The organism is Kitasatospora indigofera, assembly GCF_014655955.1.
In the GTDB taxonomy this organism is placed as follows: Bacteria; Actinomycetota; Actinomycetes; order Streptomycetales; family Streptomycetaceae; genus Kitasatospora; species Kitasatospora indigofera.
In genome coordinates this window covers 1-24,006 of the sequence record NZ_BNBO01000063.1, presented here as the reverse complement: position 1 = coordinate 24,006, position 24,006 = coordinate 1, and the positions used below count along the sequence as shown (strand labels likewise).

At 75.3% G+C, this 24,006-nt stretch carries 19 protein-coding genes and 1 pseudogene; 6 read left to right on the top strand and 14 right to left on the bottom strand.

Annotated features, from left to right (window positions below; translation table 11 throughout):
• Positions 1-115: 115 nt before the first annotated feature.
• The 3 genes from IE329_RS34130 to IE329_RS34120 form a co-directional block, all read right to left on the bottom strand.
• Entirely contained in the window at positions 116-2,014 is a 1,899-nt protein-coding gene (locus IE329_RS34130; protein ID WP_190214910.1) for a helix-turn-helix domain-containing protein, read from the bottom strand.
• A gap of 148 nt (positions 2,015-2,162) precedes the next feature.
• Positions 2,163-3,545 (bottom strand): MFS transporter, encoded by a 1,383-nt coding sequence (locus tag IE329_RS34125; RefSeq protein ID WP_190214909.1) that lies wholly within the window; start codon positions 3,543-3,545, stop codon positions 2,163-2,165.
• 126 nt (positions 3,546-3,671) lie between these two features.
• Positions 3,672-4,445, bottom strand: coding sequence for a 3-hydroxybutyrate dehydrogenase (locus IE329_RS34120; RefSeq protein WP_190214908.1), 774 nt, complete (start codon positions 4,443-4,445; stop codon positions 3,672-3,674).
• A 332-nt stretch (positions 4,446-4,777) separates the two neighbouring features.
• Between IE329_RS34120 and IE329_RS34115 the strand changes: the two genes are divergently transcribed.
• Complete coding sequence (locus IE329_RS34115) at positions 4,778-6,625, top strand: regulator (protein WP_229927989.1); 1,848 nt, start codon at positions 4,778-4,780, stop codon at positions 6,623-6,625.
• A 134-nt stretch (positions 6,626-6,759) separates the two neighbouring features.
• On the opposite strand, the gene IE329_RS34110 is transcribed toward IE329_RS34115, so the two are convergent.
• Positions 6,760-8,091, bottom strand: coding sequence for an FAD-dependent oxidoreductase (locus tag IE329_RS34110; protein ID WP_190214907.1), 1,332 nt, complete (start codon positions 8,089-8,091; stop codon positions 6,760-6,762).
• 430 nt (positions 8,092-8,521) lie between these two features.
• The gene (locus tag IE329_RS34100) at positions 8,522-9,427 is read right to left on the bottom strand and encodes a TIGR01777 family oxidoreductase (RefSeq protein ID WP_190214906.1); all 906 of its coding nucleotides are present in this window, start codon (positions 9,425-9,427) and stop codon (positions 8,522-8,524) included.
• A 57-nt stretch (positions 9,428-9,484) separates the two neighbouring features.
• Here IE329_RS34100 and IE329_RS34095 point away from each other — a divergent pair, with 57 nt between their 5' ends.
• Both IE329_RS34095 and IE329_RS34090 read left to right on the top strand, forming a co-directional pair.
• Positions 9,485-9,997, top strand: a complete 513-nt coding sequence (locus IE329_RS34095) for a GNAT family N-acetyltransferase (RefSeq protein ID WP_190214905.1) — start codon at positions 9,485-9,487, stop codon at positions 9,995-9,997.
• Positions 9,998-10,204: 207 nt separating this feature from the next.
• Positions 10,205-11,314 carry a DUF2510 domain-containing protein gene (locus IE329_RS34090; protein ID WP_190214904.1) on the top strand — a complete coding sequence of 370 codons (1,110 nt, stop codon included), beginning with the start codon at positions 10,205-10,207 and terminating at the stop codon, positions 11,312-11,314.
• A gap of 56 nt (positions 11,315-11,370) precedes the next feature.
• Here the strand turns inward: IE329_RS34090 and IE329_RS34085 are convergent, their stop codons facing one another.
• The 7 genes and pseudogenes from IE329_RS34085 to cobU all read right to left on the bottom strand — a co-directional run.
• The gene (locus IE329_RS34085; protein WP_190214935.1) at positions 11,371-11,886 is read right to left on the bottom strand and encodes a DUF4240 domain-containing protein; all 516 of its coding nucleotides are present in this window, start codon (positions 11,884-11,886) and stop codon (positions 11,371-11,373) included.
• Between the two features lie 124 nt (positions 11,887-12,010).
• Entirely contained in the window at positions 12,011-13,693 is a 1,683-nt protein-coding gene (gene sucB / locus IE329_RS34080) for a 2-oxoglutarate dehydrogenase, E2 component, dihydrolipoamide succinyltransferase (RefSeq protein WP_190214903.1), read from the bottom strand.
• A 62-nt stretch (positions 13,694-13,755) separates the two neighbouring features.
• Entirely contained in the window at positions 13,756-15,144 is a 1,389-nt protein-coding gene (lpdA, locus tag IE329_RS34075) for a dihydrolipoyl dehydrogenase (protein ID WP_190214902.1), read from the bottom strand.
• Between the two features lie 438 nt (positions 15,145-15,582).
• The gene (locus IE329_RS34070) at positions 15,583-17,085 is read right to left on the bottom strand and encodes a leucyl aminopeptidase (RefSeq protein ID WP_190214901.1); all 1,503 of its coding nucleotides are present in this window, start codon (positions 17,083-17,085) and stop codon (positions 15,583-15,585) included.
• A gap of 727 nt (positions 17,086-17,812) precedes the next feature.
• Positions 17,813-18,580, bottom strand: coding sequence for an adenosylcobinamide-GDP ribazoletransferase (locus tag IE329_RS34065; protein ID WP_190214934.1), 768 nt, complete (start codon positions 18,578-18,580; stop codon positions 17,813-17,815).
• Between the two features lie 151 nt (positions 18,581-18,731).
• Entirely contained in the window at positions 18,732-19,859 is a 1,128-nt protein-coding gene (locus tag IE329_RS34060; protein WP_190214900.1) for a nicotinate-nucleotide--dimethylbenzimidazole phosphoribosyltransferase, read from the bottom strand.
• Between the two features lie 47 nt (positions 19,860-19,906).
• A pseudogene (gene cobU / locus IE329_RS34055) lies at positions 19,907-20,452 on the bottom strand (bifunctional adenosylcobinamide kinase/adenosylcobinamide-phosphate guanylyltransferase); the annotation flags it as partial.
• A gap of 150 nt (positions 20,453-20,602) precedes the next feature.
• Between cobU and IE329_RS34050 the strand changes: the two are divergent.
• Complete coding sequence (locus IE329_RS34050; protein ID WP_073923258.1) at positions 20,603-20,803, top strand: hypothetical protein; 201 nt, start codon at positions 20,603-20,605, stop codon at positions 20,801-20,803.
• A 192-nt stretch (positions 20,804-20,995) separates the two neighbouring features.
• Here IE329_RS34050 and IE329_RS34045 read toward each other — a convergent pair whose 3' ends face one another.
• On the bottom strand, positions 20,996-21,694 hold the full coding sequence (locus tag IE329_RS34045) for a methyltransferase domain-containing protein (RefSeq protein WP_190214933.1): 699 nt from the start codon (positions 21,692-21,694) through the stop codon (positions 20,996-20,998).
• 179 nt (positions 21,695-21,873) lie between these two features.
• A complete protein-coding gene (locus tag IE329_RS34040; protein ID WP_190214898.1) occupies positions 21,874-22,473 on the bottom strand; it encodes a DUF3043 domain-containing protein in 600 nt (199 codons plus the stop codon).
• 311 nt (positions 22,474-22,784) lie between these two features.
• Here IE329_RS34040 and IE329_RS34035 point away from each other — a divergent pair, with 311 nt between their 5' ends.
• Both IE329_RS34035 and pspAA read left to right on the top strand, forming a co-directional pair.
• Positions 22,785-23,585, top strand: coding sequence for a PspA/IM30 family protein (locus tag IE329_RS34035; protein ID WP_190214897.1), 801 nt, complete (start codon positions 22,785-22,787; stop codon positions 23,583-23,585).
• Positions 23,586-23,631: 46 nt separating this feature from the next.
• A complete protein-coding gene (pspAA, locus tag IE329_RS34030; RefSeq protein WP_190214896.1) occupies positions 23,632-23,931 on the top strand; it encodes a PspA-associated protein PspAA in 300 nt (99 codons plus the stop codon).
• Positions 23,932-24,006 lie beyond the last annotated feature (75 nt).

The window sequence follows — 24,006 nt, the reverse complement described above, 5'->3', positions numbered from 1 at the left end:
AACCTCGCCACTGTACGCCCGACCGGGTGAAGGCCGTCCCGGCCGTCCGGCCGGCAGCCCCGGGGGTGGCCTGCGGCGGGTCTCGGCGGGCGCCGGGCGGTGGCCGCCGGCGGGGTCAGCCGTCGGCCAGCAGTTGCAGCCGCAGGGCCAGCTGGAGCTCCAGCGAGCGCTCGGGGTGGTTCCAGTCCCGGCCGAGCAGGGCCTCGATCCGGTCCAGCCGCTGGACGACGGTGTTCACGTGGACGTGCAGCTCGTCCTTGGCCCGGGTCAGGCTGCTGCCGCTGTCGAAGTAGGCCCGCAGGGTCCGGACCAGCTCGGTGCCGCGCCGGGAGTCGTAGTCCAGCAGCGGGCCGAGGGTCGCGCCGACGAACCCGTCCACGTCGTGGCCGTCCCCGAGCAGCACCCCGAGGAAGCCCAGCGCCTGCGCGGAGGCCCCGTCGCCGTCGCGGCCGAGCACCCGCAGCGCCCGGACGCAGCGCACCCCCTCGGCGTGGGCGGCGGCCAGCGCGAGCGGCCCGGCGGCGGAGCGCCCGGCGCCCACCGTCACCGGGACCCCGGTCAGCCGGGCCAGCCGCTCGGCGGCCTGCTCGGCGGCCTCGCCGGGGCTCGCCGACCCGTCGTCGGGCAGCAGCAGCACCACGTTCTCGCCGTGCTCGGCGCTGACGCCCCGGGAGCCGAACAGGTAGCGCCCCGCCGCGCCCGCCAGCCGGCCCCGGGCCGCCGGTCCGGCGGCCTCGGCGACCAGCACCAGGTGCGGGCGGCCGAGGTCCACGCCGAGCCGCCGGCCGCGGGCGACCAGGCCGACCGGATCCCGGTCGGGGGCGGTGAGCAGGTCGGCCAGCAGCTCGCCGCGGACCCGGTTCTCGGTCTCGGCGACCGAGCGGCGCAGCAGCAGGAGCAGCGCCGTCACCACCCCGGCCCGCTCGAACAGCCGCCGGTCGGCGTCGTCCAGCCCCGGCCGGCCGGACAGCACCAGGCTGCCCAGCGGCTCCTGGCCCGCCAGCACCACGCAGACCCAGGCGTCCCCGCGGCGCACCGCCCGCCCCTCGGCCCGGGAGACCGCGACGGCCTCGGCCAGCCCCTCGACGCCGCCGGCCGGCCCGGCCAGGGCGTTGCCGTCGGCGTCGTGCACCGCTATGCCGCCGTCCAGCAGCGCGGCCACCTCGGCGGCCACGTCCGCGACCTCGGCGCCGCGCAGCACCAGGTCGGTGAGCCGGTCGTGGGCCTGTTCGGCGCGCTGGACGGCGGCCGAGTGGGCCCGGATCACCGCGTTGGCGCTGTTCAGGCCCTCCAGTGCGGCCCGGGTGTCGGCCAGCGACTTGGCGGTGTCCAGGGCGATCGCGGCGTGCGCGGCCAGTGAGCAGAGCAGCGCGACCTCGTCGGGGGAGAAGGCGCGCGGCGAGCGGTCGGCCGCGAACAGCACCCCGATCACCCGGCCGCCGAGCAGCAGCGGCACCCCGATGATCGCGACCAGGCCCTCGTCCAGCACCCCGGCGTCGATCTGCCCGGTGTGGTGGAAGCGCCCGTCGGTCCGGTAGTCCGGGGTGGCGTACGGGCGGGCGCTCTGCGCCACCAGGCCGCCGAGGCCGTCGCCCAGGCTGAGCCGCAGGTTCTGGAAGAGCACCGAGACCGAGCCGTCGGTGACCCGCATGTACGTGTCGCCGGCCGCCTCGTCCGGCAGCGTCAGGTAGGCGGTGTCGGTGCCGAGCAGCATCCGGGCCCGGCGCACGATGGCCTGCAGCACGTCGTCCAGGTCGCGGGAGGCGGCGAGGTCGCCGGCGGTGTCGAAGAGCGCCGTCAGTTCGGCCTCCCGGCGGCGGTGCTGGCGCAGCGTCCGGTGCACCCGCAGGGCCAGCCAGGTCGCGTCGTCGATCTCGGCGAGGACGTCGGCGGGCTCGCCCCGCAGCCGGGCGTCGGCGAGCACCCCGGCGAAGTCCTCGGTGGCCGCGCCGGAGGCGAGCAGGTCGAGCAGCCGGCGCAGGGCGGGCGCCGCCCCCGGGGTCGGGTCGGTCATGGTGCAGCCGCCAATCGGCAGAGTCGGGCCTCGGCGACCTCGGCCGGTCACGGGGACGGAAGCGCGATGGTACGCCTGGTGGCGTCCGGGACGGCCGGCGGCCGGCGCCCGGGGAGGACCGGGCGCCGGCCGCCGGGGCGGGGCCGTCTCAGACGGTGAGGGTCTTGGCCGGGACGGCGGCGGTGGAGGCGGCCGCCTCCTGCTCGGCGTCGACCTCGGCCAGGTCGCGGCCGCGGGTCTCCTTGGCGCAGAGCACCGCGAGCACCGTGATCACGGCCGCGATCGCGACGTAGACCGAGATCGGCGTCGAGCTGCCGTAGTCCTTCAGCAGCGCGGTGGCGATCAGCGGCGCCGGGGCGCCGGCCGCGACGGAGGCGAACTGGGCGCCGATGGAGGCGCCGGAGTAGCGCATCCGGGTCGCGAACAGCTCGGAGAAGAACGCCGCCTGCGGGGCGTACATCATGCTGTGGAAGACCAGACCGATCGTCACCGCCAGCAGCAGCGAGCCGAAGGACTTCGCGTCGACCAGGGTGAAGAAGACGAACGCCCAGACCCCGACGCCGACCGCGCCCACCAGGTACACCGGCTTGCGTCCGACCCGGTCCGAGAGCGCGCCGAAGAGCGGGATCAGGGCGAACTGGATCGCCGAGGCCACCAGGACGGCGTTCAGCGCGGTCTGCTTGGGCAGGTGGACGTGGGTGACGGCGTAGGCCAGCACGAAGGTGGTCATCACGTAGTACGAGATGTTCTCCGCCATCCGGGCACCCATCGCCACCAGCACCTCGCGCCAGTGGTGGCGCAGCACGGCCACCAGCGGCGGCTGCTCGGCCTGCTGCGAGGCCTTGCGGGCCTGGGCCTTCGCCAGCGCCTGCTGGAACAGCGGCGACTCGTCCACCGAGAGCCGGATCCACATGCCGACCAGCACCAGCAGCGCCGAGAGCAGGAACGGCACCCGCCAGCCCCAGGACAGGAAGGCGGACTCCGACTGGACGGCCGTCAGCAGCGACAGCACGCCGGCGGCGAGCAGGTTCCCGGCGGGCGCGCCGCCCTGCGGCCAGGAGGCCCAGAAGCCGCGCCGCCGGGCGTCGCCGTGCTCGGAGACCAGCAGCACCGCGCCGCCCCACTCGCCGCCCAGGGCGAAGCCCTGGACCAGGCGCAGCGCGGTCAGCATGACCGGGGCCGCCACGCCGACCTGGTGGTACGTCGGCAGGCAGCCGATCAGGGTGGTCGAACCGCCCATCAGCAGCAGGCTCACCACCAGCAGCTTCTTGCGGCCGATCCGGTCGCCGAAGTGACCGAAGACCAGGGCGCCGAGCGGGCGGGCGGCGAAGCCGATGGCGTAGGTGAGGAAGGACAGCAGGGTGCCGGTCAGCGGGTCGCTGTTGGGGAAGAACACCTTGCCGAAGACCAGCGCGGCGGCGGTGCCGTAGAGGAAGTAGTCGTACCACTCGATGGTGGTGCCGATCAGGCTCGCGCCGACGACCTTCCAGAGGGGGGAGCTGGTTCTCGCTACGTCGGGAGAACTGGCCATGGGGTCCACCTGTCTTCTCTGCGGTGAGGGCGGGACGGGGCCGGGCGGGGCCCGGGGGCGGGACGGGACGGGAGGGGGCGCGGGGCGGGGAGAGGGGCGGGGGAGGACGGCGGGGCCGCGGGCCGGTCAGTGCGCCGTCCAGCCGCCGTCCAGGGGCAGGCTGGCGCCGGTCAGGTACGAGGCGTGCGGGGAGCAGAGCCAGAGGGCGAGCTGGGCCACCTCGCCCGGCTCGATGAGGCGCTTCACGGCGGTGCGGTCCAGCATGATCCGCTCCACCACCTCGTCCTCGGGGATGCCGTGGGCGAGCGACTGCGCGGCGATCTGCCGCTCCACCAGCGGGGTGCGGACGTAGCCGGGGTTGACGCAGTTGCTGGTGACCCCGTGCGGGGCGCCCTCCAGCGCCACCGTCTTGCTGAGGCCCTCCAGCCCGTGCTTGGCGGTGACGTACGCGGACTTGAAGGCGCTGGCCCGCAGCCCGTGCACGGAGGAGATGTTGACGACCCGTCCCCAGCCCTGCGCGTACATGTGCGGCAGGGTGCGGCGCAGGATCCGGAACGGGGCCTCCACCATGACCCGCTGGATCAGGGCGAAGCGGTCCGGCGGGAACTCGTGCACGGGGGCGACGTGCTGCAGGCCGGCGTTGTTGACCACGATGTCCGCGTCGGCGGGGAGGGAGTCCACCGCGGCCGGGTCGGAGAGGTCGACGACGTGCGCCACGCCGTTGATCCGCTCGGCGAGCTCGCCGGCCGGGCCGGCCGCCAGGTCGACGACGTAGACCTTGGCGCCCGCCTCGGCGAGGGCCTCGGCACAGGCCAGGCCGATTCCTGAGGCCGCGCCCGTGACCAGGGCGGTCCGGCCGCTGAGGCCGCCTGCGGGGGGCCGGTCCGAAGTGGTGTCCATGGGCCAGAACGGTAGGAATTCGCGGGCCGCTCTCCTATGGTCCCCGTCGCCACAGTGTCCGCCCTCGCTGTGGCGGCACCCGCCATGGGGCCCCTTGCGACCCGTGCGCCCCGGCCGGCGGGCCGGCGGCCCGGGAGGGCGCAAACCACAGCTGCCCCCGCTTCAACACAATGGACGCCCTTGCTTCACCCGTTCGGAGGATTGCCCGGCCAGAACCGCACATAGCGCCCGAATGCTCGCTACATTCACGCCGATTCCCGACAGGGGGCGCCGCCCGGGTACCGGGGGACTGGACAGTGCCTGAGCGACGCTTCGAGAGGTGTTGACTGACTATGCCCCAACGGCCCGCAACAGACAGTCCGGCGTACGGACCGCTCGACCCGCTCGACCCCCGCGGTGGGCCGGACGGGCCGGCCCCCACGGACGCCTCCGACTCCCTGCACGACGACCCCGGGCTGCCGCAGGACGCGAGGCGGCCCGACGGCGCAGGTCCGCCCGACGGCGCCCGGCACCCCGGCGAGGCGGGGCACCACGACGGCGCCGGACTGCGGGCGCCGGCCGCGGGGCCGGGAGACCCGCCGGCCGCCGGCGCCCCGCAGAACGGCCGGCTGGCCGTGCTGATCGACGAGGCCGGCTTCTCGCACGCCGGCCTCGCCCGCCGGGTCGACCAGCTCGGCCTGGAGCACGGCCTCGACCTGCGCTACGACAAGACCTCGGTGACCCGCTGGCTCCGCGGCCAGCAGCCCCGCGGGGCCACCCCGGCCCTGATCGCCGAGGTCTTCACCCGCCGGCTCGGCCGCCGGCTCACCGCCCAGGACCTCGGCCTGGACGCCTGCGCACCGGTCTACGCCGGGCTGGAGTTCGCCGAGACGCCGCAGGAGGCGGTGGAGATCGTCGCCAGCATGTGGCGCAAGGACAGCGGCCCGCAGTCGGAGCTGCGCCGGATCGCCTTCACGCCGGCCGGCCTGGTCGTCCCCAGCCGGGACTGGCTGATCGGCCGGACCGACGAGCGGGTGGCCAGGGACGGCTCGGTGCCAGGCCTGCTCGACCCGCCGGCCGGGCCGCCGGGCGCCGCGGCGGGCCCGCCCGGGCCGGCCGGCCAGAGCGGGCAGGCGGCCCCCGGCCGCCCCGGCGAGCGGGCACCCGAGCGCCGGCCCGGCGCGGCCGCGGCCGGCCAGCCCGCCCTCGGCCGGGTCCCGCTGCAGAACCGGCGCCCGCCCGTCACGGTCGAGCCGCCCCCGGGTGACCCGTCGGGCGAACCGCGCCCGGCCCTGCGCGTCGGACGCGGCGACATCGCGGCCGTCCGCGCGGTCGGCGACCTCTTCCGCGCCCTGGACCAGGCCTACGGCGGCGGGCACGCCCGGCAGGCCCTGGTGCGGTACCTGGAGAGCGAGGCCGAGCCGATGCTGCGCGGCCGGTACGGCGAGCAGATCGGCCGGGCGCTGTTCGGCGCGGTCGCCGACCTCACCCGGCTGGCCGGCTGGACGTCCTTCGACATCGCCGCCCACGGCCTGGCGCAGCGTTACTTCGTCCAGGCGCTGCGGCTCTCCCAGGCGGCGGGCGACCGCGCGCTCGGCGGCTACGTGCTGGTCACCATGAGCCAGCAGGCGGTGCACCTCGGCCACGGCCGGGAGGCGGTCCAGCTGGCCCGGGTCGCCCAGCAGGGCGTGGGCACCTCGGTGCCGGCCGCCGTCCAGTCGCTGCTGCATGCCGCCGAGGCGCGCGGCCACGGGCTGCTCGGTGACGTCCGGGCCTGCACCACGGCGCTGGTCCGCTCCGAGCGGTCGCTGGCCGCCGCCCGTCCGGGCGACGACCTGCCCCCGTGGGCCCGGTTCTTCGACGAGGCCCAGCTCGCCGACGAGTTCGCGCACTGCTACCGCGACCTCCAGCAGTGGCGGCCGGCCGCCCAGCACGCCGAGAAGTCGCTGCGGCTGCGCTCGCCCGCGTACGCCCGGAGCCGGATCTTCTGCCGGCTGGTGCTGGCCACCGCCCGGCTGGGCATGGGCGACCTCGACGAGGCCTGCACGATGGCGACCGACGCGCTGCGGGCGGCCGGCGAGATGCGCTCCGCCCGCACGCTGGAGTACGTGCGGGAGTTCCACCGCCGGCTCACGCCGTACCGCGGCAGCCCGGTGGCCCGGGCCTTCGAGGAGGCCGCCCGCCAGGCCGGGGTGGTCTGAGGGCCCGTCGGGTCCGCCGCCCCGCCGAGGGGTCGGGGCGGCGGGAGGCACCCGGCGTCGAGGACGCGCGCCCGTGCCCCGGGCGGTGCCGGTGCCGGCCTGGCGCCGGCACCGCCCGGGCCGCCGCCCGGCCGCTACGCGGCCACCTCCGCCTCCCGGCCGGCCACCGGCAGCCCCAGGTCCCGCAGGACGGCGTCGGCCGCCCGGCGGCCCGACACCAGGGCCCCCTGCACGCTGCTGGTGTCCCGGTGGTCGCCGCAGACGTACAGCCCGGCGAGCACCCGTACCGGTCGCCGGAAGTTGTGCGGCGGCGGCATCGCGGGCACGGCGTCCGGCACATGGCGCACGCTCAGGAACTCCCACCCGGTGGTGGAGGTCCCGTAGAGCTCCGCGAGCCGCGCGCGGACGGCCGGTTCGAGCCCGGCGGCCCCGCCGCTGTCGAAGCCGCGCCGCCCCAGCACGGTGGTGGCGATCAGGGCCTGGCCCGCCGGTGCGTACGAGGGGTGCAGCTCGCTCAGCACCAGCGAGTGGGAGACCAGCGGCGGGCCGCTGCCCGTCCGGTCGCCCTCCAGCAGCAGCACCGGTTCGTTCATCGGCGTCCGGTCGGCGGCGTGGTAGTACGTGGTCACCGGGTGGAAGGCGGGCAGCCGCAGACCGGGCATCAGCTCGGCGGCGGAGGGCGCGTCGGTGGCGATCACCACCGCCTGGGCGCCGATCCGGCCGTGGTTCGCCGTCTCCACCCCGTCGGCCGCGATCGAGGTGACCCGCACCCCCAGCCGGACGGTGCCGGCCGGCAGGGCGGCGGCCAACTGGGCGGGCACCGCGGCGATCCCGCCGGCCGGCAGGCAGAGCCGCCCGCGCGCGTAGGAGCGCAGCACCAGGTCGGCGACCCGGCTGCTGGTCCCGAGCGCGGGGTCGCTCAGCAGGGCCCCGAGCAGGGGCCGCAGGACGCCGTCGACGGTACGGGCGGGCAGCCCCCGCTCGGTCAGCGCGCGGGCCGCGGTGGTCTCCGGGCGGGCCAGCAGCCGCGAGGCCGGGGTGGCGGCGAGCCGGCTCAGCCAGCTGCCGAGCCTGGCCTTGTCCAGCGGGCTGCCGAAGGGCGTGCGGGTGGCGGCCTGCCGGGCGGTGGTCAGCTGCGGGTCGCCGGCCCGGTAGCGCCGGCCGCCGCTGTGCACCAGGACGCCGGGGGCCAGCGGGCGCAGGTCCAGCCGGTCCAGGTCCAGCCGGCGCCGCAGCTCGGGGAAGGCGGTGTTGAGCAGGTGGCTGCCGTGGTCGAGCCGGAACCCGTCCACCTCGCGGGTGGCCATCCGGCCGCCGATCCGGCCGGTGGTCTCCAGCACCTGGACGGTCAGTCCGTGGCCGGTCAGCGCGCGGGCGGCGGCGAGGCCTGCCGCCCCGGCGCCCACCACCACGACGTCGGGGTCGGACTGGCGGCGGGTACGGCGGGTGAAGTCGTATGCGGGCACTGGCGTGCTCCCTCCCTGGTCCCGGAGCTTCGGCCGACACAGGCAGCGGGGTGCCGGGACACGGTCCGCCCAAGTGATGCCCCGTCAATGCGGGAATCAGACAGCGGGGCCGGGCCGGATCCGTGGGCGTGGCGGGATTCGGTGGCACGGGCCGGGGCACGGTCACGGAGTGTGCGCCGGGCCGCCCGGTTGGCGGGCCCTCGGGCGCGCACGGTGACCTGCTGCGGGCGGCGCGCCTCTCGTGTGCTCCTGTGCGCCCCCTGCTCCCGTTTCCGCCCTCCCCGCCCCCGGGCGCGCCCGCCCGTCCCGCGGGGCGCCCCCGGCCCGCCGGGGCCCGCTCCGGCGGCCGTCCGGGCCCTGGCCGCCGCCCGGGTCCCCGGGGGGTCCCGCCGGGGCGGTGCGGGCCCCGGGAGGCCCGCACGGGCCGTGCCTAGAGCGCCGCCCGCACCGCCGACTCGACGTCCGGGTGCCGGAACCGGAAACCGGCCTCGGTCAGCCGGGCGGGGAGCACCCGGTGGCTCCCGGCCACCTCGACCGCGAGTTCGCCGAGGACGGCCTTCAGCACCGTCTCCGGCACCGGGAACGGGGTCGGCCGGCCGAGCATCCGCCCGACCGCCGCCGTCAGCTCACGGTTGGTCACCGGCTGCGGCGCGGTCAGGTTGACCGGCCCCTCGATGTCCTTGCGGTCGATCAGGAAGCGCAGCGCGGCGACCTCGTCGGCGAGCGAGATGAAGCTCCAGTACTGGTCGCCCGACCCGAGCCGGCCGCCGAGCCCCAGTTTGAAGAGCGGGAAGAGCCGGGCGCCGGCGCCGCCGCCGGTCGCCAGCACCAGTCCGGTCCGCGGGTGCACGACCCGGATCCCGGCGGCGGCGGCGGGCCGGGCCGCGGCCTCCCACTCCACGCAGACCCCGGCGAGGAAGTCGTCCCCGGCCGGCGAGCGCTCGTCGATCACCCGGTCGCCGGTCTGGCCGTAGTAGCCGACGGCGGAGGCGCTGACCAGCACCCGGGGCGGGGTGTCGGCGGCGGCCAGCGCGGCGGCCAGGGTCTCGGTGCCGAGCACCCGGCTCTCCCTGATCTCCCGCTTGTAGGCCTCGGTCCAGCGGTGGTCGCCGACCCCGGCGCCCGCCAGGTGCACCACGGCCTCGACCCCGGCCAGCCCGGCCCGGTCGATCTCCATCCGCAGCGGGTTCCAGCCGATCGCGGTGGTGCCGTCGGCCTGCGGCCCGGTCCGGCCGCGGTGCCGGACCAGCCGGACCACCTGATGGCCGTCGGCCAGCAGCGAGCGGACGAGTGCGGACCCGAGGAACCCGGTCGAACCGGTGACAGCGATGCGCATGGGCCCATCCTCGCAGCTCGGTTCCTTCCCGCCGGGGAAGACGGGACAGCCCTTAGCATGGCGCCCATGCGAGACGACGACCTGATCATCCGATCGGCCCGCCCGGAGGACGAACGGGAGCTGGCCGACCTCAACCGCGCCGCCTGGTCGTGGCTGAGCGACGTCGCCCCCCGGCCCGCCGAGGAAAGCGGGGTCTTCGACGAGCGGCACCCGCCGGAGCAGTACCTGCTGGCCCTGATCGGCGGCCGGGTGGTCGGCTACGTCCGCCAGGTGCCGCCCACCCCGCTGGCCAGCAACCGGCACGTCCGGCAGATCCAGGGCCTCGCCGTCGACGGGTCGGTCCGCGGCCGAGGCATCGGCCGGGCCCTGGTCGAGGCCGCCTGCGCGGCGGCCCGGGCGGACGGCGCCCGCCGGATCAGCCTGCGGGTCCTCGGCCACAACGAGCCCGCCCGCCGGCTCTACGAGCGCTGCGGCTTCCGTGTCGAGGGCTCGCTCAGCGAGGAGTTCCTGCTGGACGGCCGGTACGTGGACGACATCTGGATGGCCCGCCGGCTCGACGGCGAGGACTGACGGGGGGCCGCACCCGGCGGGCCCGGCCGCCCGCCGGCGGGCCGGCCCCCACGCCCGCCGGAACCGGCCCGCCGGGCGGCCGCGCCGCGCCCCGCGCCGGGCTCCGGCGGGCCCGTCCGGGCGCAGTGGCCGAACCGTGACAACCCGGACCGTACTGTCACCGGCAGGGCCTGTCTGGGAGCGGTCCGCGACGGGTACGGTACGGCGGTGAGCAACTCGACGCCTCCCGGTTGGTACCCCGTACCGGGCACAGGGCCGGACGGCGCGGCCACCCACGAGCGCTGGTGGGACGGCAACGCCTGGAGCAGCGACGTCCGTCCGGCCGCCGGCGGCCCGCCCGCCGCCGGGCAGATCGCCGACGCTCCGACCCAGGCCTGGCAGGGCCCGGCACCGGCCGCGCCGCAGCCCGCCCCGGGGTACGGGGCGCCCGCCGCGCCGCCCGCCTACGGAGCCGCGCAGCCCGGCCAGGGCTACGGCTACCCGCCGCAGCCCGGCGGGGGGTACCCGCCCGGCTATCCCGGCGGCGGCGCCCAGCCGGGCGGACCGGGTCTGCCCGGGTACCCGCCCGGCGCCGGGTACCCCGGCCCGGCCGCCCCGCGCCGGACCGGCAACGGCCTGGTCATCGGCGTCGTGGTGGCCGTCCTGGTGGCCGGCGGCATCGCCGCGGGCGTGGCGCTGAACAGCGGTGACGACCCCAAGCCCCGGCCCACCCCGACCCTCGCGCTGCCGACCCTCCCGGACGGCCCCTCGGAGAGTCCCGCCACCTCGCCCAGCCGGCGTCCCAGCCCCTCGGCCTCGCCGCGCAGCACCGCCCCGGTGGCGGTCACCGGTACGGTGCCCGACGCCCAGCACGCCATCACCGTCCCGGTGCTGACGGGGTGGGTGGCCGGGACGCCCGGCAGCACCGCGACCGTCTCGCTGACCAGCGGCCCCTACACCTGCCCGGGCGGCGGGGACTGCGTCCGGGGCCAGTTCTCGATCAAGACGGACCCTGTCCAGGGCTCCACCGCGCGGGCGGCGGCCGAGGCGGCGATCCCCGCCTACGCCCAGGCGATCTTCTCCGGGCTGTCCTCGCACACCGACGCCGGCTCCTCGGCGACCACGGTGGCCGGCGTGGCCGGCTATGCGGTGCGCTGGCACGTCCGGACCAGCGACGGGACCACCGGCTACGTGCTGCTGGCGGCCGTCCCGGCCGAGGGCGGCGGCTTCGTCGTCCTCAACGGCGGGGTGGACGAGGACCCGAAGGCGCCGGACCCGTCGGCCCTGGACCAGATCCTCAAGGGCATCAAGCAGGACGGCACCGGCAGCGGCGTCTGACGGGCCGGGCCGACCGGGGGCCCGCCGCCGGGCGGACCGCGGGAGCCGCGCCCGGCCTACTCCCCGAAGCGCTCCCAGAGCTGGGGGAAGCGCTTCGCCATCGCCTCGGTGTCGGTGAAGTCGAGCGGCGCGCCCTGCGGCCCGGCCGGCTGCTGCAGCCCGAGGTCGGGCAGCGGCAGCCCGGTCAGCTGCTCGTACGCCTCGTCGGCGGCGTAGCCGATGTCCTCGGCGTCGCCGTCCTCCTCCTCGTCGAAGTCGGGCACCAGCTCCGCCAGGTCGTCCGGCTCCTGGAGGGCGCCCTCGAAGACCTCCCGGCCCTGGCCGATCAGCCAGCAGCGGAAGTAGTCGAAGGCGTCCTCCGAGGCTCCCTCCAGCAGCAGGTGGGCGGCGCCCCACAGATCGGTCCGGTAGGCGCGCTGGAAGCGCGCCTCGAACAGCCGGGCGAAGTCGATGACGTCGTCCGGCGTCAGCTGGGCGAGCCGTTCCACCATCCGGTCGGCCTGCTCGTCCGGGTCACCTTCGGCGGCGTCCCGGGTCTCGTCGATGATCTGCCAGAAGTCCGTCTCGTACATCACCGCTCCAGCATCCCTGTTCACTCGGGCAAACGCATGCGAAGTCGCCGTGAAACGCGGAAACCCCCGCTCCGTCCGGGGACGGAGCGGGGGTCGCGGCAGCGGGCGCGGCCCGCTGACGGCCTTACAGGCCGAGGTCGCCCTCGAAGGCGCCCTCTTCCAGACGGGCCTTGACGGTGCCCAGGTAGCGGGCGGCGTCGGCGCCGTCCACGATCCGGTGGTCGTACGACAGGGCCAGGTAGACCATGTCGCGGACGGCGATCGTCTCGCCCAGGTCCGGGTGGTTGATCACGACCGGGCGGCGCACGGTGGCACCGATGCCCAGCATGCCGACCTGCGGCTGGTTGAGGATCGGGGTGTCGAACAGCGCGCCGCGCGAACCGGTGTTGGTCACCGTGAAGGTGCCGCCCGCCAGCTCGTCCGGCTTCAGGCCGCCGTCGCGGGTGCGGGTCGCCAGGTCGGCCACCTTCTTCGCGATGCCGGCGATGTTGAAGTCACCCGCGCCGTGGATCACCGGGACGAAGAGGCCCTTGTCGGTGTCCACCGCGACGCCGATGTTCTCGACGTCGTGGTAGGTGATGGTGTCGTCGGCGTTGACCTTGGCGTTCAGGACCGGGTGGACCTTGAGCGCCTCGGTGGCGGCCTTGATGAAGAACGGCAGCGGGGAGAGCTTGACGCCCTCGCGCTGCAGGAAGCCGTTCTTCGCCTTGTTGCGCAGCTGCATGATGCGGGTGACGTCCACCTCGACCACGGTGGTCAGCTGGGCCGACACCTTGAGCGAGTCGACCATGTGCTTGGCGATGGCCTTGCGGACCCGGGTCATCGGCACGGTCTGGCCGCGCAGCGGGGACGGCGCGGCGGCGGCCTTCGGGGCGGCGGCAGCGGCGGGCGCCGGAGCGGCCACCACCTTCGCGGCCTCGGCGGCGGCGATGACGTCCTGCTTGCGGATCCGGCCGCCGACACCGGTACCGGTGACGGAGCCCAGGGCGACACCCTGCTCGGCGGCGAGCTTGCGCACCAGCGGGGTGACGTAGGCGTCGGAGCTGTCGGCGGCGGGAGCGACGGGGGCGGCGACCGGCGCCGGAGCGGCGACCGGGGCCGGAGCGGCGACCGGGGCCGGGGCGGCCGGGGCCACCGGGGCGGGGGCGGCCGGAGCGGCGGCCGGGGCCGGGGCGGCGGCGACCGCGCCCGCGACACCGATCAGCGCGAGCTGGGCGCCGACCTCGGCGCTCTCGTCCTCGCCCACCAGGATCTTCACCAGCACGCCGGCGACCGGCGAGGGGATCTCGGTGTCGACCTTGTCGGTGGAGACCTCGAGCAGCGGCTCGTCGATCTCGACGGTGTCGCCCTCGGCCTTCAGCCAGCGGGTGACGGTGCCCTCGGAGACGCTCTCGCCCAGGGCGGGGAGCAGCACCGGGGTGGCGTCGCCGGCCGGGGCGGCGGCGGCCGGCGCGGCAGCCGGAGCCTCGGCCACCGGGGCGGGAGCGGCGGCCTGGGCCTCGGCGACGGGAGCCGGCGCGGCCGGGGCCGCCTCGGCGACCGGCGCGGCAGCGGCGACCGGGGCGCCCGAGCCGTCGTCGATGACGGCCAGCTCGGTGCCGACCTCGACCGTCTCGTCCTCGGCGACCTTGATGGCGGCGAGGATGCCGGAGACCGGCGACGGGATCTCGGTGTCGACCTTGTCGGTCGAGACCTCGAGCAGCGGCTCGTCGACCTCGACGCGCTCACCCTCGGCCTTCAGCCAGCGGGTGACAGTGCCCTCGGAAACGCTCTCGCCCAGCGCGGGCAGTGTTACTGAGACCGCCATGGTTTCAGCGACTCCTATCAAGTCTTGCGTACGGGATGGGGGAAGTAAGCGGGCGCGCGCGATCAGTCGTGCGCGTGCAGCGGCTTGCCGGCCAGCGCCAGGTGCGCCTCGCCGAGGGCCTCGGACTGCGAGGGGTGCGCGTGGATGAGCTGCGCGACCTCGGCCGGCAGCGCCTCCCAGTTGTAGATGAGCTGGGCTTCGCCGACCTGCTCGCCCATGCGGGCACCGACCATGTGGACGCCGACCACGGCGCCGTCCTTGACCTGGACGAGCTTGATCTCGCCGGCGGTCTTGAGGATCTTGCTCTTGCCGTTGCCGGCCAGGTTGTACTTGAGCGTGACGACCTTGTCCTTGCCGTACAGCTCCACGGCCTTGGCCTCGGTGATGCCCACCGACGCGACCTCGGGGTTGCAGTACGTCACGCGCGGCACGCCGTCGTAGTCGATCGGCACGGCCTTGAGGCCCGCCAGGCGCTCGGCGACGAGGATGCCCTCGGCGAAGCCGACGTGGGCCAGCTGGAGGGTCGGGACGAGGTCGCCGACGGCCGAGATGGTGGGCACGTTGGTGCGCATGTACTCGTCGACCAGGACGTAGCCGCGGTCGGTGGCGACGCCGTTCTCCTCGTAGCCGAGGCCGGCCGAGACCGGGCCGCGGCCGATGGCGACGAGCAGCAGGTCGGCGTCGATCTGCTTGCCGTTCTCGGTGGAGACGCGGACGCCGTCCTGGGTGTACTCGACGCCCGAGAAGCGGGCCTTGAGCTCGAACTTGATGCCGCGCTTGCGGAAGGCGCGCTCCAGCAGCTTGGAGGAGTTCTCGTCCTCCAGCGGGGCCAGGTGCGGCAGGGCCTCGACGATGGTGACGTCGACGCCGAAGGACTTCCAGACGGACGCGAACTCGACGCCGATGACGCCGCCGCCCAGGATCACGGCCGACTTCGGGATGCGGTCGAGCTTGAGGGCGTGGTCCGAGGAGATCACGCGGTCGCCGTCGATGGTCAGGCCCGGCAGCGACTTCGGCACGGAGCCGGTGGCGAGGACGATGTGGCGGCCCTCGACGCGCTGGCCGTTCACGTCCACCGAGGTCTGCGAGGAGAGCTTGCCCTCGCCGGTGATGTAGTGGACCTTGCGGGAGGCGACCAGGCCCTGCAGGCCCTTGTACAGGCCGGAGACGACGTCGTCCTTGTACTTGTGGACGCCCTTGATGTCGATGCCCTGGAAGGTGGCGAGGACACCGAAGTCCGCCGCCTCGCGGGTCTCGTCCGCGACCTCGGCCGCGTGCAGGAGAGCCTTGGTCGGGATGCAACCACGGTGCAGGCAGGTGCCGCCCAGCTCGCCCTTCTCGATCAGGGCCACACTCAGGCCGAGCTGAGCGGCGCGGAGCGCCGCGGCGTAACCGCCGCTTCCGCCTCCGAGAATGACAACGTCGAAAACGGTGCTGGCGTCGTTCGCCACGTCACGTCCTCCATGCAAAGGGGTGCGGATCGCCGGGCCGGTCGCGGTCCGGTGGGTCGGGAAGCCTTTGTAAGGCGCCCAGTCGTGCCGGAAATACATCTTCGCACTTGTTCGTGGCAGCTGATGTCCCGGCCTGCCCCGAGGGTATCGGGGCACCTCGTAGCGGGGGGTCGAACGTCCCGTACGTCAGGGTATCGCCGCAGCTCACAGGGGTTGCGCCGGGGCGGTGAGCGGGGCTCCGCGGGGCCGTGGGCCCGGGGAGTTCCACCTTGTGGAACAAAGTTTCGCCCGCAGCGAACAGGGGTCCGGAGGCTGCCGCGCCTTATTACCGCCAGGTAACCGGAAAATGGAATGAAAAAGGCCCGGCGCCCGTTGAAGGGCGCCGGGCCGGGCCGCCCCCGGTGGCCGGGGACGGCCGGAACCGTGCGGGGCGCGGCGTCAGGCCTTGTCGCCCGCGGCCGTCCGCTCGGCGAAGCGGAGCAGTGTGCGCACCGCGCTCGCCGTGCCGCCCTTGGGGGTGTAGCCGTACGGCGCGCCCTCGTGGAAGGCCGGGCCCGCGATGTCGAGGTGGGCCCAGTCGATGCCCTCGGCGACGAACTCCTTCAGGAAGAGGCCGGCCACCAGGCCGCCGCCCATCCGCTCACCCATGTTGGCCAGGTCGGCGATGGTCGACTCGGTCATGCCCTTGCGCAGCTCGACCGGCAGCGGCATCGGCCAGGACTGCTCGCCGGCCTCCTGCGCCGTCGCGTGCAGGGTGTCGCGCAGCTCGTCGCTGTTGGACATCACACCGAAGATGCGGGTGCCCAGGGCCAGCACCATGGCGCCGGTCAGGGTCGCCACGTCGACGATCACGTCCGGGTTCTCCTCGCCGGCCCGCACGATCGCGTCCGCCAGCACCAGCCGGCCCTCGGCGTCGGTGTTCAGGACCTCGACGGTCTTGCCGCCGTACATCCGCAGCACGTCGCCGGGGCGGGTGGCCGAGCCCGACGGCATGTTCTCCGCCAGCGCCAGCCAGCCGGTGATGTTGACGGCGAGGCCGAGGCGCTTGGCCGCGACCACGGTCGCGAAGACCGCCGCCGCGCCCGCCATGTCGCACTTCATGGTCTCGTTGTGACCGGCCGGCTTCAGCGAGATGCCGCCCGAGTCGTAGGTGATGCCCTTGCCGACGAACGCCAGCGTCGCCTTGGCCTTCGGGTGGGTGTAGGCCACCTTCACCAGCCGCGGCGGGTTCGTCGAGCCGACGCCCACGCCCAGGATGCCGCCGAAGCCGCCCTTGGCGAGGGCCTTCTCGTCCAGCACCTCGACCTTGAGGCCGTGCTCCTTGCCGGCGGCCTGGGCGATGGTCGCGAAGGCCTTCGGGTTGAGGTCGTTCGGCGCCATGTTGATCAGGTCGCGGGCGCGGTTCATCTCCTCGCCGACCGCGGTGGCGCGCTCGACCGCCGCCTTGGCGTCCTTGCTGCCCTTGCGGCTGGTCAGCACGACGAGCTCGCCGACCGGCTCCTTGCCGGCGCCGTTGCTCTTGTACGTCGCGTACGAGTACGCGCCGAGCAGCGCGCCCAGCGCGATCGCGCCGGCGTCCTCGGCCGACTCGGCCGGCAGCGCCAGCGCGACCTTCTTGGTGCCGGCGAGGGTCCGGGCCGCGACACCGGCCGCGCGGCGCAGCGCCTCCTCGGAGAAGCCCTGCTCGGCGTCGCCGAGGCCGACCGCGAGCACGAGGGGGGCCTTCAGGCCGGCCGGGGAGGAGACCTTCACGGCCTCGCCCTCGCCACCGGTGGCGCCCAGGGTGGTGAGGACCTCGGCCAGCTTGCCCTCGAACGCCTCGATCACGGCCTCGGCACCGGGTGCCACCACGATGCCCTTCGCGCCCTTCGCCACACCGACCACCAGGGCGTCCGCGCGCAGCGATGCGGCGGAGGAGGTGCTCACAGACAATGCAGTCACGTATTTGCGTCCTGTTCTTTCGCGTCCACGGCCGGGTGCGGCGGTGATGCCGCACCGGCGTACCCCCGGGTCGCGGGGACCCGCCCGGCCGGCTCCGGCTCCGGGACCCCTGGCGCGTGCGCCGCCTCCGGCGACCGCACACACCAGAGGTCCCGGCTCCTCGGCGAAGAGCGGCCGGGCAGTTCCCGCGACGGTGCAGGGCTACGGTGCTCCCCGCATGGTAGTCCGCATGCTGGGATCACGCCGCCCCCGGTCCCGCCCCTGACGGGTCACCGCGCGACAGCGCTCCCACCGGCTCCCGGCCCCGGGCCCGCCCCGGCGCGACGCCGCCGGTGGCAGCAGGACGTGAGCCCGGCCCGGCCGGGCGGGGGACCACGGACCGCCCTTCCCGCCTCGTCGCCCGGGCGCGCGGGTCCGCGCGCGACGCGGCCCGACGGGGCCCGGCGGAGGAGGGGCGGGCAGTGCGGGTCTGACGCACCACCTGAGAATGCTCCGCACCCAGGCCGGGCACCCGGTCGTCCGTCCGGCCGAGTTCCGGCGGCGGAGCGTCCCGCCGAGGCCTGCCGCAACACCGTCCAGGTGCCGTGGAGTTGACCGGGCGTCAATATCCGGCCGGGTCCGGCGGCGCCGGCGTGGGAGCGGTTCCGCGGCCCGCGATGACGGGTGGTCAGCAATGCGCGCCGCTCGCCGTACTGCTCCGCGGTAGGTCGGCAGGTCGGCCGGTCGGTCAGCCGGCCAGGGCCAGCGTGAGCAGGCAGCAGGTGGCGGCGGTCTCCGCCGTCGCGCCCAGGACGTCGCCGGTGATGCCGTCGAAGCGGCGGACGCAGCGCCGCAGCAGCAGCCGGGCGCCGAGCAGGCCGGCGGCCAGGGCGAGCGGGAGCCGCAGGGCGGACCAGCCGTCGGCGAGGCCGGCCAGGGCGAGCAGCAGGGCGGCGGCGGCCGAGACGGCGAGCGCGGCGGCCGTCGGTACGGTGCTCGCGACCATCGCGCCGAGCCCGCCCGGGCGGGCGGCCGGCACCGAGCGCAGGCAGCCCCAGGCGAGTGCGCAGCGCGCGGTGACGGCGCAGGCGAGCACGGCGAGCGCGCCGCGCAGCGGGGAGTGCCCGAACTGTCCGGCCAGCGCGGCGATCTGGCCGAGCAGGGTGAGCAGCAGGGTGAGTACGCCGAAGGGCCCGATGTCGGACTGCTTCATGATCCGCAGGGCGTCCTCGGCGGGCTTGCCGCTGCCGAGGCCGTCCGCGACGTCGGCCAGGCCGTCCAGGTGCAGGCCCCGGGTCAGGGCCGCGAGTGCCGCGACCGCCGTGACCGCGCCGAGCGGTCCGCCCGCCCGCCAGGCCACCAGGGCGCCCAGGGCGGCGGCGAGCGTCCCGAGCACGATCCCGACCACGGGCGCGCACAGCATCGCGCGCCCCGCCGTCGGCCGGTCCCAGCGTTCGACCCGCACCCGCAGGACGGACAGCGTGCCGAAGGCGAACCTCAGCCCCTCGAACCGCAGCCGGCCGGCCCGCGGATCCCCGGCCCCATGAGCACCGGTCCCGCCGCCACCGGCCCCGGCAGCACCGGTCCCGCCGCCACCGGCCCCGGCAGCACCGGAGCCGGCCGCGCCCGCTCCGGGCACGCCGGCCCCCGGCCCGTCCGGCACCGTCTCAGACCCGGCCGAGCAGATCCGCCGCCGAGGGCAGCTTGGGCTGCACCCGCGGCACCGCGGGGGCGTCGGGCAGGCCGGGGAGCACGGCCGTCTCCTCGGCCAGGGTGTCCGCCGCCGCCTGCAGCAGCGGCAGCGACATCAGCGCGCCGACGCCCTCGCCCATGGTGATCTTCTGTTCCTGCAACGGGATCAGCGTCAGCCGGTCGTACGCCTTCGCCTGGGCGGGCTCGCCGGTCGACTGCCCGGCCCGCCACCACTCGGGGGCCCGGAAGGCGATCCGCTGCGCGACCAGCGCGCAGGAGGCCGAGACCACGCCGTCCAGCACCACGGGCAGCCGGCGCACCGCGGCCTGCAGCAGGAAGCCGGTGATGGCCGCGAAGTCCGCGCCGCCGGTGGCCGCCAGCAGGGCCAGCTGGTCGCCGAGCACCGGCCGGGCCCGCCGCAGCGAGTCGCGGACGGTGGCGCACTTGACCATCCAGACCCGGTCGTCGATGCCGGAGCCGCGCCCGGTGACCGCGGCCGCGTCCGTCCCGCAGAGGGCGCCGACCAGGACGGCGGCGACGGTGGTCGAGCCGACCCCGAGGTCGCCGAGCACCACCAGGTCCGTCCCGGCGTCGGCCTCCTCGTCGGCGACCGCCATGCCGGCGCGGAAGGCCCGGGCGGCCTCCTCGGCGCTGAGCGCGTCCTCGACGTCGATCCGGCCGGAGCCGCGCCGCACCCGGTAGCGGGTCACCTCTTCGGGGAAGTCGTCCGGGTCGGCGTCCACCGCCACGTCGACGACGCGTACCCGGGCGCCGAAGCGCCGCGCGAGCACCGCGACCGGCGCCGTGCCGTCGAGGACGGCCCGGACCCGCCCGGCCGTGCCGCCGTCGGCGGGCAGCTCGGAGACGCCGAGCGAGGCGACCCCGTGGTCGCCGGCGAACAGCAGCACCTTGGGCGCCGACAGCGGCCGCACGGGGGAGTGCCCCTGTACGGAGGCCAGCCAGCTGCCCAGCTCCTCCAGCTGGCCGAGGCCGCCGCGCGGCCGGTCGAGCGCCTGCCAGCGCTCGTCGGCGGCCCGCCGGGCGCTCTCGTCGGGGCGCTCGACGAGCGAGGAGAACGTATCCAGATCCACGGTCGTGTCCATCGCTGGGAAGGCTACACGGCGTGCGGCGCGATCAGGTGGCTGGCCTGTCAGGCGGCGGGCTTCACCGTCACCACCTGCCCCGCCACCACCAGCAGCACCTGCTCGGAGGCGTCGGCCACCGTCATGTTCAGCCGCCCGAGGGTGTCGCGGAAGCGGCGCCCGGCGGCCGTCGCGGGCACGACGCCCATCCCGACCTCGTTGCTCACCGCGATCACCTGACGGCCCGTCGATCCCCAGGCGCCGGCCAGCGCCGCGCAGCGCAGGCCGACCGCCCGTTCGCCGCCGGCGGCCCAGGCCGCGTCGTCCCAGGCGTCGCACTCGTCCATCACGGTGGTCAGCCAGAGCCCCAGGCAGTCGATCAGTACGGGCGCCGGGTCGGCGGTGTCGCGCAGCACGCCCTCCAGGTCACAGGTCTCCGCCGTCCGCCAGCTCGCCGGGCGCCGCTCGCGGTGCAGGCCGACCCGCTGGGCCCACTCCGGGTCGCCGTCCCGGGTGCCGCCGGTCGCCACGTAGAGGACGTCGGCGTACCCGCCGAGCAGCTGCTCGGCCCGGGTGGACTTGCCCGAGCGGGCGCCGCCGAGGATCAGGGTGCGGGGGAGTGCCATGGCGTCCATCCTGCCGGACGAGGCGTAGGGATGATCGCGGCGGGCAGGCTAATGTGCGCAGCACAACACAGCAGCGGCACGACAGTGCGGCGGGACAGAGCGGTACGACCAACCAGTCGTCAGCGGGAGGAGCCGGGCATGGTCTGGACGTGGCGGTACGAGAAGGCGGACGGAACCCTGGTCACCCCCGCGGGCGGCCAGGAGGAGTTCCCGGGCCAGGGCGACGCGGAGTCCTGGATCGGCGAGAGCTGGAAGCAGCTGGTCGAGGACGGCGTCGACAACGCCGTGCTGCTCGACGACGACCGGGTCATCTACTCGATGAGCCTGCACGAGGGCTGAGACCGTCCCGTCCGGGTGGTCACCCGGTACCCGGCCGGATCCGTCCGGCCGGGAAGACCTCCGGCCCGGCACCCGTCCCGACGAGCGCGGCACCCGTCCCGACGAGTCCGGCACCCGTGCCGACGAGCGCGGCCGGCGGCCCGGCGAGCGGGCCCGGCCGGCGGCGGGCGGGCAGGCCGGGTGCCCCACTCGCTACTTGGCGCCCACCACGTGCAGCAGCCCGGCTATCTGCCGGTACGGGTCGGTCTTGCCGGCCCGCTCCTCGGCCTCCAGCAGCTGGGCGAGGCGGCGGCCGTCCACCGGGGGCGCGGAGTCGTCGGCGGTGTTGTCGGTGAAGACCCGCACGCCGTACCAGTGCTTCAGCGGCACCGAGACCTCGGCGAGGGTGACGGCCAGGTCGGCGAGCCGGTCGGCGCGGGCGGTGAGCCCCAGCCGGTTGTAGTAGCGGTCGCTCTCGAAGGCGTGCAGGGCGGCGCGCCAGTCCCCGGCCGCGCCGGGGCGCATGGCCAGCGCGTCGCGGTTGCGGGCCAGCAGCGAGAGCACCCCGCCGGGGGCGAGCAGCCGGGCCAGCGAGGCGATCATCGGGTCCGGGTCGGGCAGGTACATCAGGACGCCGTGGCAGAGCACCACGTCGAAGCTGCGGGCACCGAACCAGCGGCCGCACTGGTGGCCGTCCCCGCTGAGCAGCTGGACCCGGCCGCGGACCTCGGCGGGCTCCTGGGCCAGCGTCGCCTGGGCGACGCCGAGGGCGGACTGGTCCGAGTCGATGCCGGTGACGAAGTGGCCGGCCCTGGCGAGCCGCAGTGCCTGGACGCCCTGGCCGCAGCCGACGTCCAGGACGCGCTGGCCGGTGCGCCCGGCGAGCTGCTCGGCCAGCTGCCGGGCCACCATCTCCTGGCGGACCAGGTTGCGCAGGCCGCCCTGGCGTTCCGGCGACGGGCCGGCGCCGGCGAACGAGCCGCTGCGCGAGGGGAGCCGGTCGTGGCCTCCGCCGCCCTGGCCCGGCAACGCGTACAGGCCGGGCCCCTCCCAGGTGGGAGGGGCCCAGCCCGAGTTCACCGGCTCGGCGGTCAGGGCTTGGCCCCGCGCTTGACCTGCGGCTTGGGCAGCCGCAGTCGGCGCATCTGCAGGATGCGCATCAGGCCGTACGCGACGGCGCCCCGGGTGTTCTGCCCGGCGAAGCGCTCGCCGAGCTGCTTGCGCAGGCCGAGGCCCAGGCGCGCGAAGTCCAGGATCACCAGGACGAAGAAGGCGAGGAAGAGCAGGGTGGACAGGAGCTGCAGGGCCGGCACCCGCACCACGCTGAGGATCAGGATGACCACGGCGGCGGGCAGGAAGAACTCGGCGAGCGACCACCGGGCGTCCACGTAGTCGCGGACGAACTTGCGCACCGGGCCCTTGTCACGGGCGGGCAGGTAGCGCTCGTCCCCCTCCAGCAGCGCGGTGCGCTGCTTCTCCCGCTCGGAGCGCATCCGCTCGCGGGACTGGCGGGCGGCCTCCTTGCGGTCCTTGGGGACGGTCACCCGGGTGCGCCGGTTGGCCTCGGCGTCACTGCGCTTGGGCGTGGGCCGGCCCTTCTTCGCCTGCGGGTCGCGGGCCTGGCTCGTATCGCTCTGCTTCTCCAGCACGGCGGCGGAGGCAGTGGCATCGTCTGAACGGCGTCGGAACACACCCCCAGCGTACGTGGTGCCCGGACGCTTCTTCCCGTGCCGTTGGACCCAAACAGATATCGATCAAGAATCCGAGAAGTTTCCGAGGTTCCGGCCCCCGGGACCGGCGCGCCCAGTACGGGGTTCCCTCCCCCTGCCGGATCATGAAATCGGGGTCGGGTTCCACCCCCGGGATGAGGCATCGGCACCTGTGGCTGTAGCAGTCTTGTTGCAGGCAGGTGCACTGCGGCGATGGCCTCGCTGCACATACACTCGTCGTGTCTGGTAACGAGACTGAGACCGCAGGCCGGAGAAGGGGGCACCCGAGGCCCATGAGCGACGGAATCATGAAGCGTATGGGGCTGATCTTCAAGTCCAAGGCCAACAAGGCCCTGGACCGTGCAGAAGATCCGCGTGAAACGCTCGACTACTCGTACCAGAAGCAGCTCGAACTGCTGCAGAAGGTGCGCAGGGGCGTGGCCGACGTGGCCACCTCGCGCAAGCGCCTGGAGCTCCAGCTGACCCAGCTGCAGCAGCAGTCCGCGAAGTACGAGGACCAGGGGCGCAAGGCGCTCTCGCTCGGCCGGGAGGACCTCGCGCGCGAGGCCCTGACCCGCAAGGCCAACATGCAGTCGCAGATCACCGACCTGGAGACGCAGTACCAGCAGCTCCAGGCCGAGGAGGAGAAGCTCACGCTCGCCTCCCAGCGGCTGCAGGCCAAGGTGGACGCCTTCCGGACGAAGAAGGAGACCATCAAGGCCACCTACACCGCCGCCCAGGCGCAGACCCGGATCGCGGAGTCCTTCTCCGGGATCTCGGAGGAGATGGGCGACGTGGGCCTGGCGATCCAGCGGGCCGAGGACAAGACGGCCCAGATGCAGGCCCGCGCGGGTGCGATCGACGAGCTGCTGGCCTCCGGCGCGCTCGACGACGCCAGCGGCCTCGGCCGCAAGGACGACATCGAGGCCGAACTGGAGCGGGTGGCCGGCGGCTCCGACGTCGAGCTGGAGCTGGCCCGGATGAAGGCCGAGCTCACCGGCGGCCCCGCGGCCGCGCAGCCGGCCATCGAGCAGGGCAAGCCCGGTACGCAGGACAAGCAGGACACTCCGGGGACGATCAACTACAACAAGTGATCCCACTCCTACGGCATCGGCCACGACAGCAGGGAGACGCAGCGGCATGATCATGAGGGTCATGGGGGAAGGGCAGTTCCAGGTGGCCGACGACCACCTGAACCGGCTCAACGAGCTGGACGACGATCTGCTGCGTGCGCTGGAGTCGGGGGACGAGGAGCACTTCAGGTCCGCGCTGGACGGCCTGCTGGCTGCGGTGAAGGAGTTCGGCAGTCCGCTGTCGGACGACTCGCTGGAGCCGTCCGACCTGATCCTCCCCGACGCCGAGGCGACCATCGAGGAGGTCCGGCAACTGCTGCGGGCCGAGGGCGACGGGCTGATCCCGGGCATCCCCGAGTACGGCTAGGCCCGGGCCGGTCCGGCAGCCGCCGGACGCGGGCGGGCATGTGTGAGGGCGGGCACCCCCGGGGGTGCCCGCCCT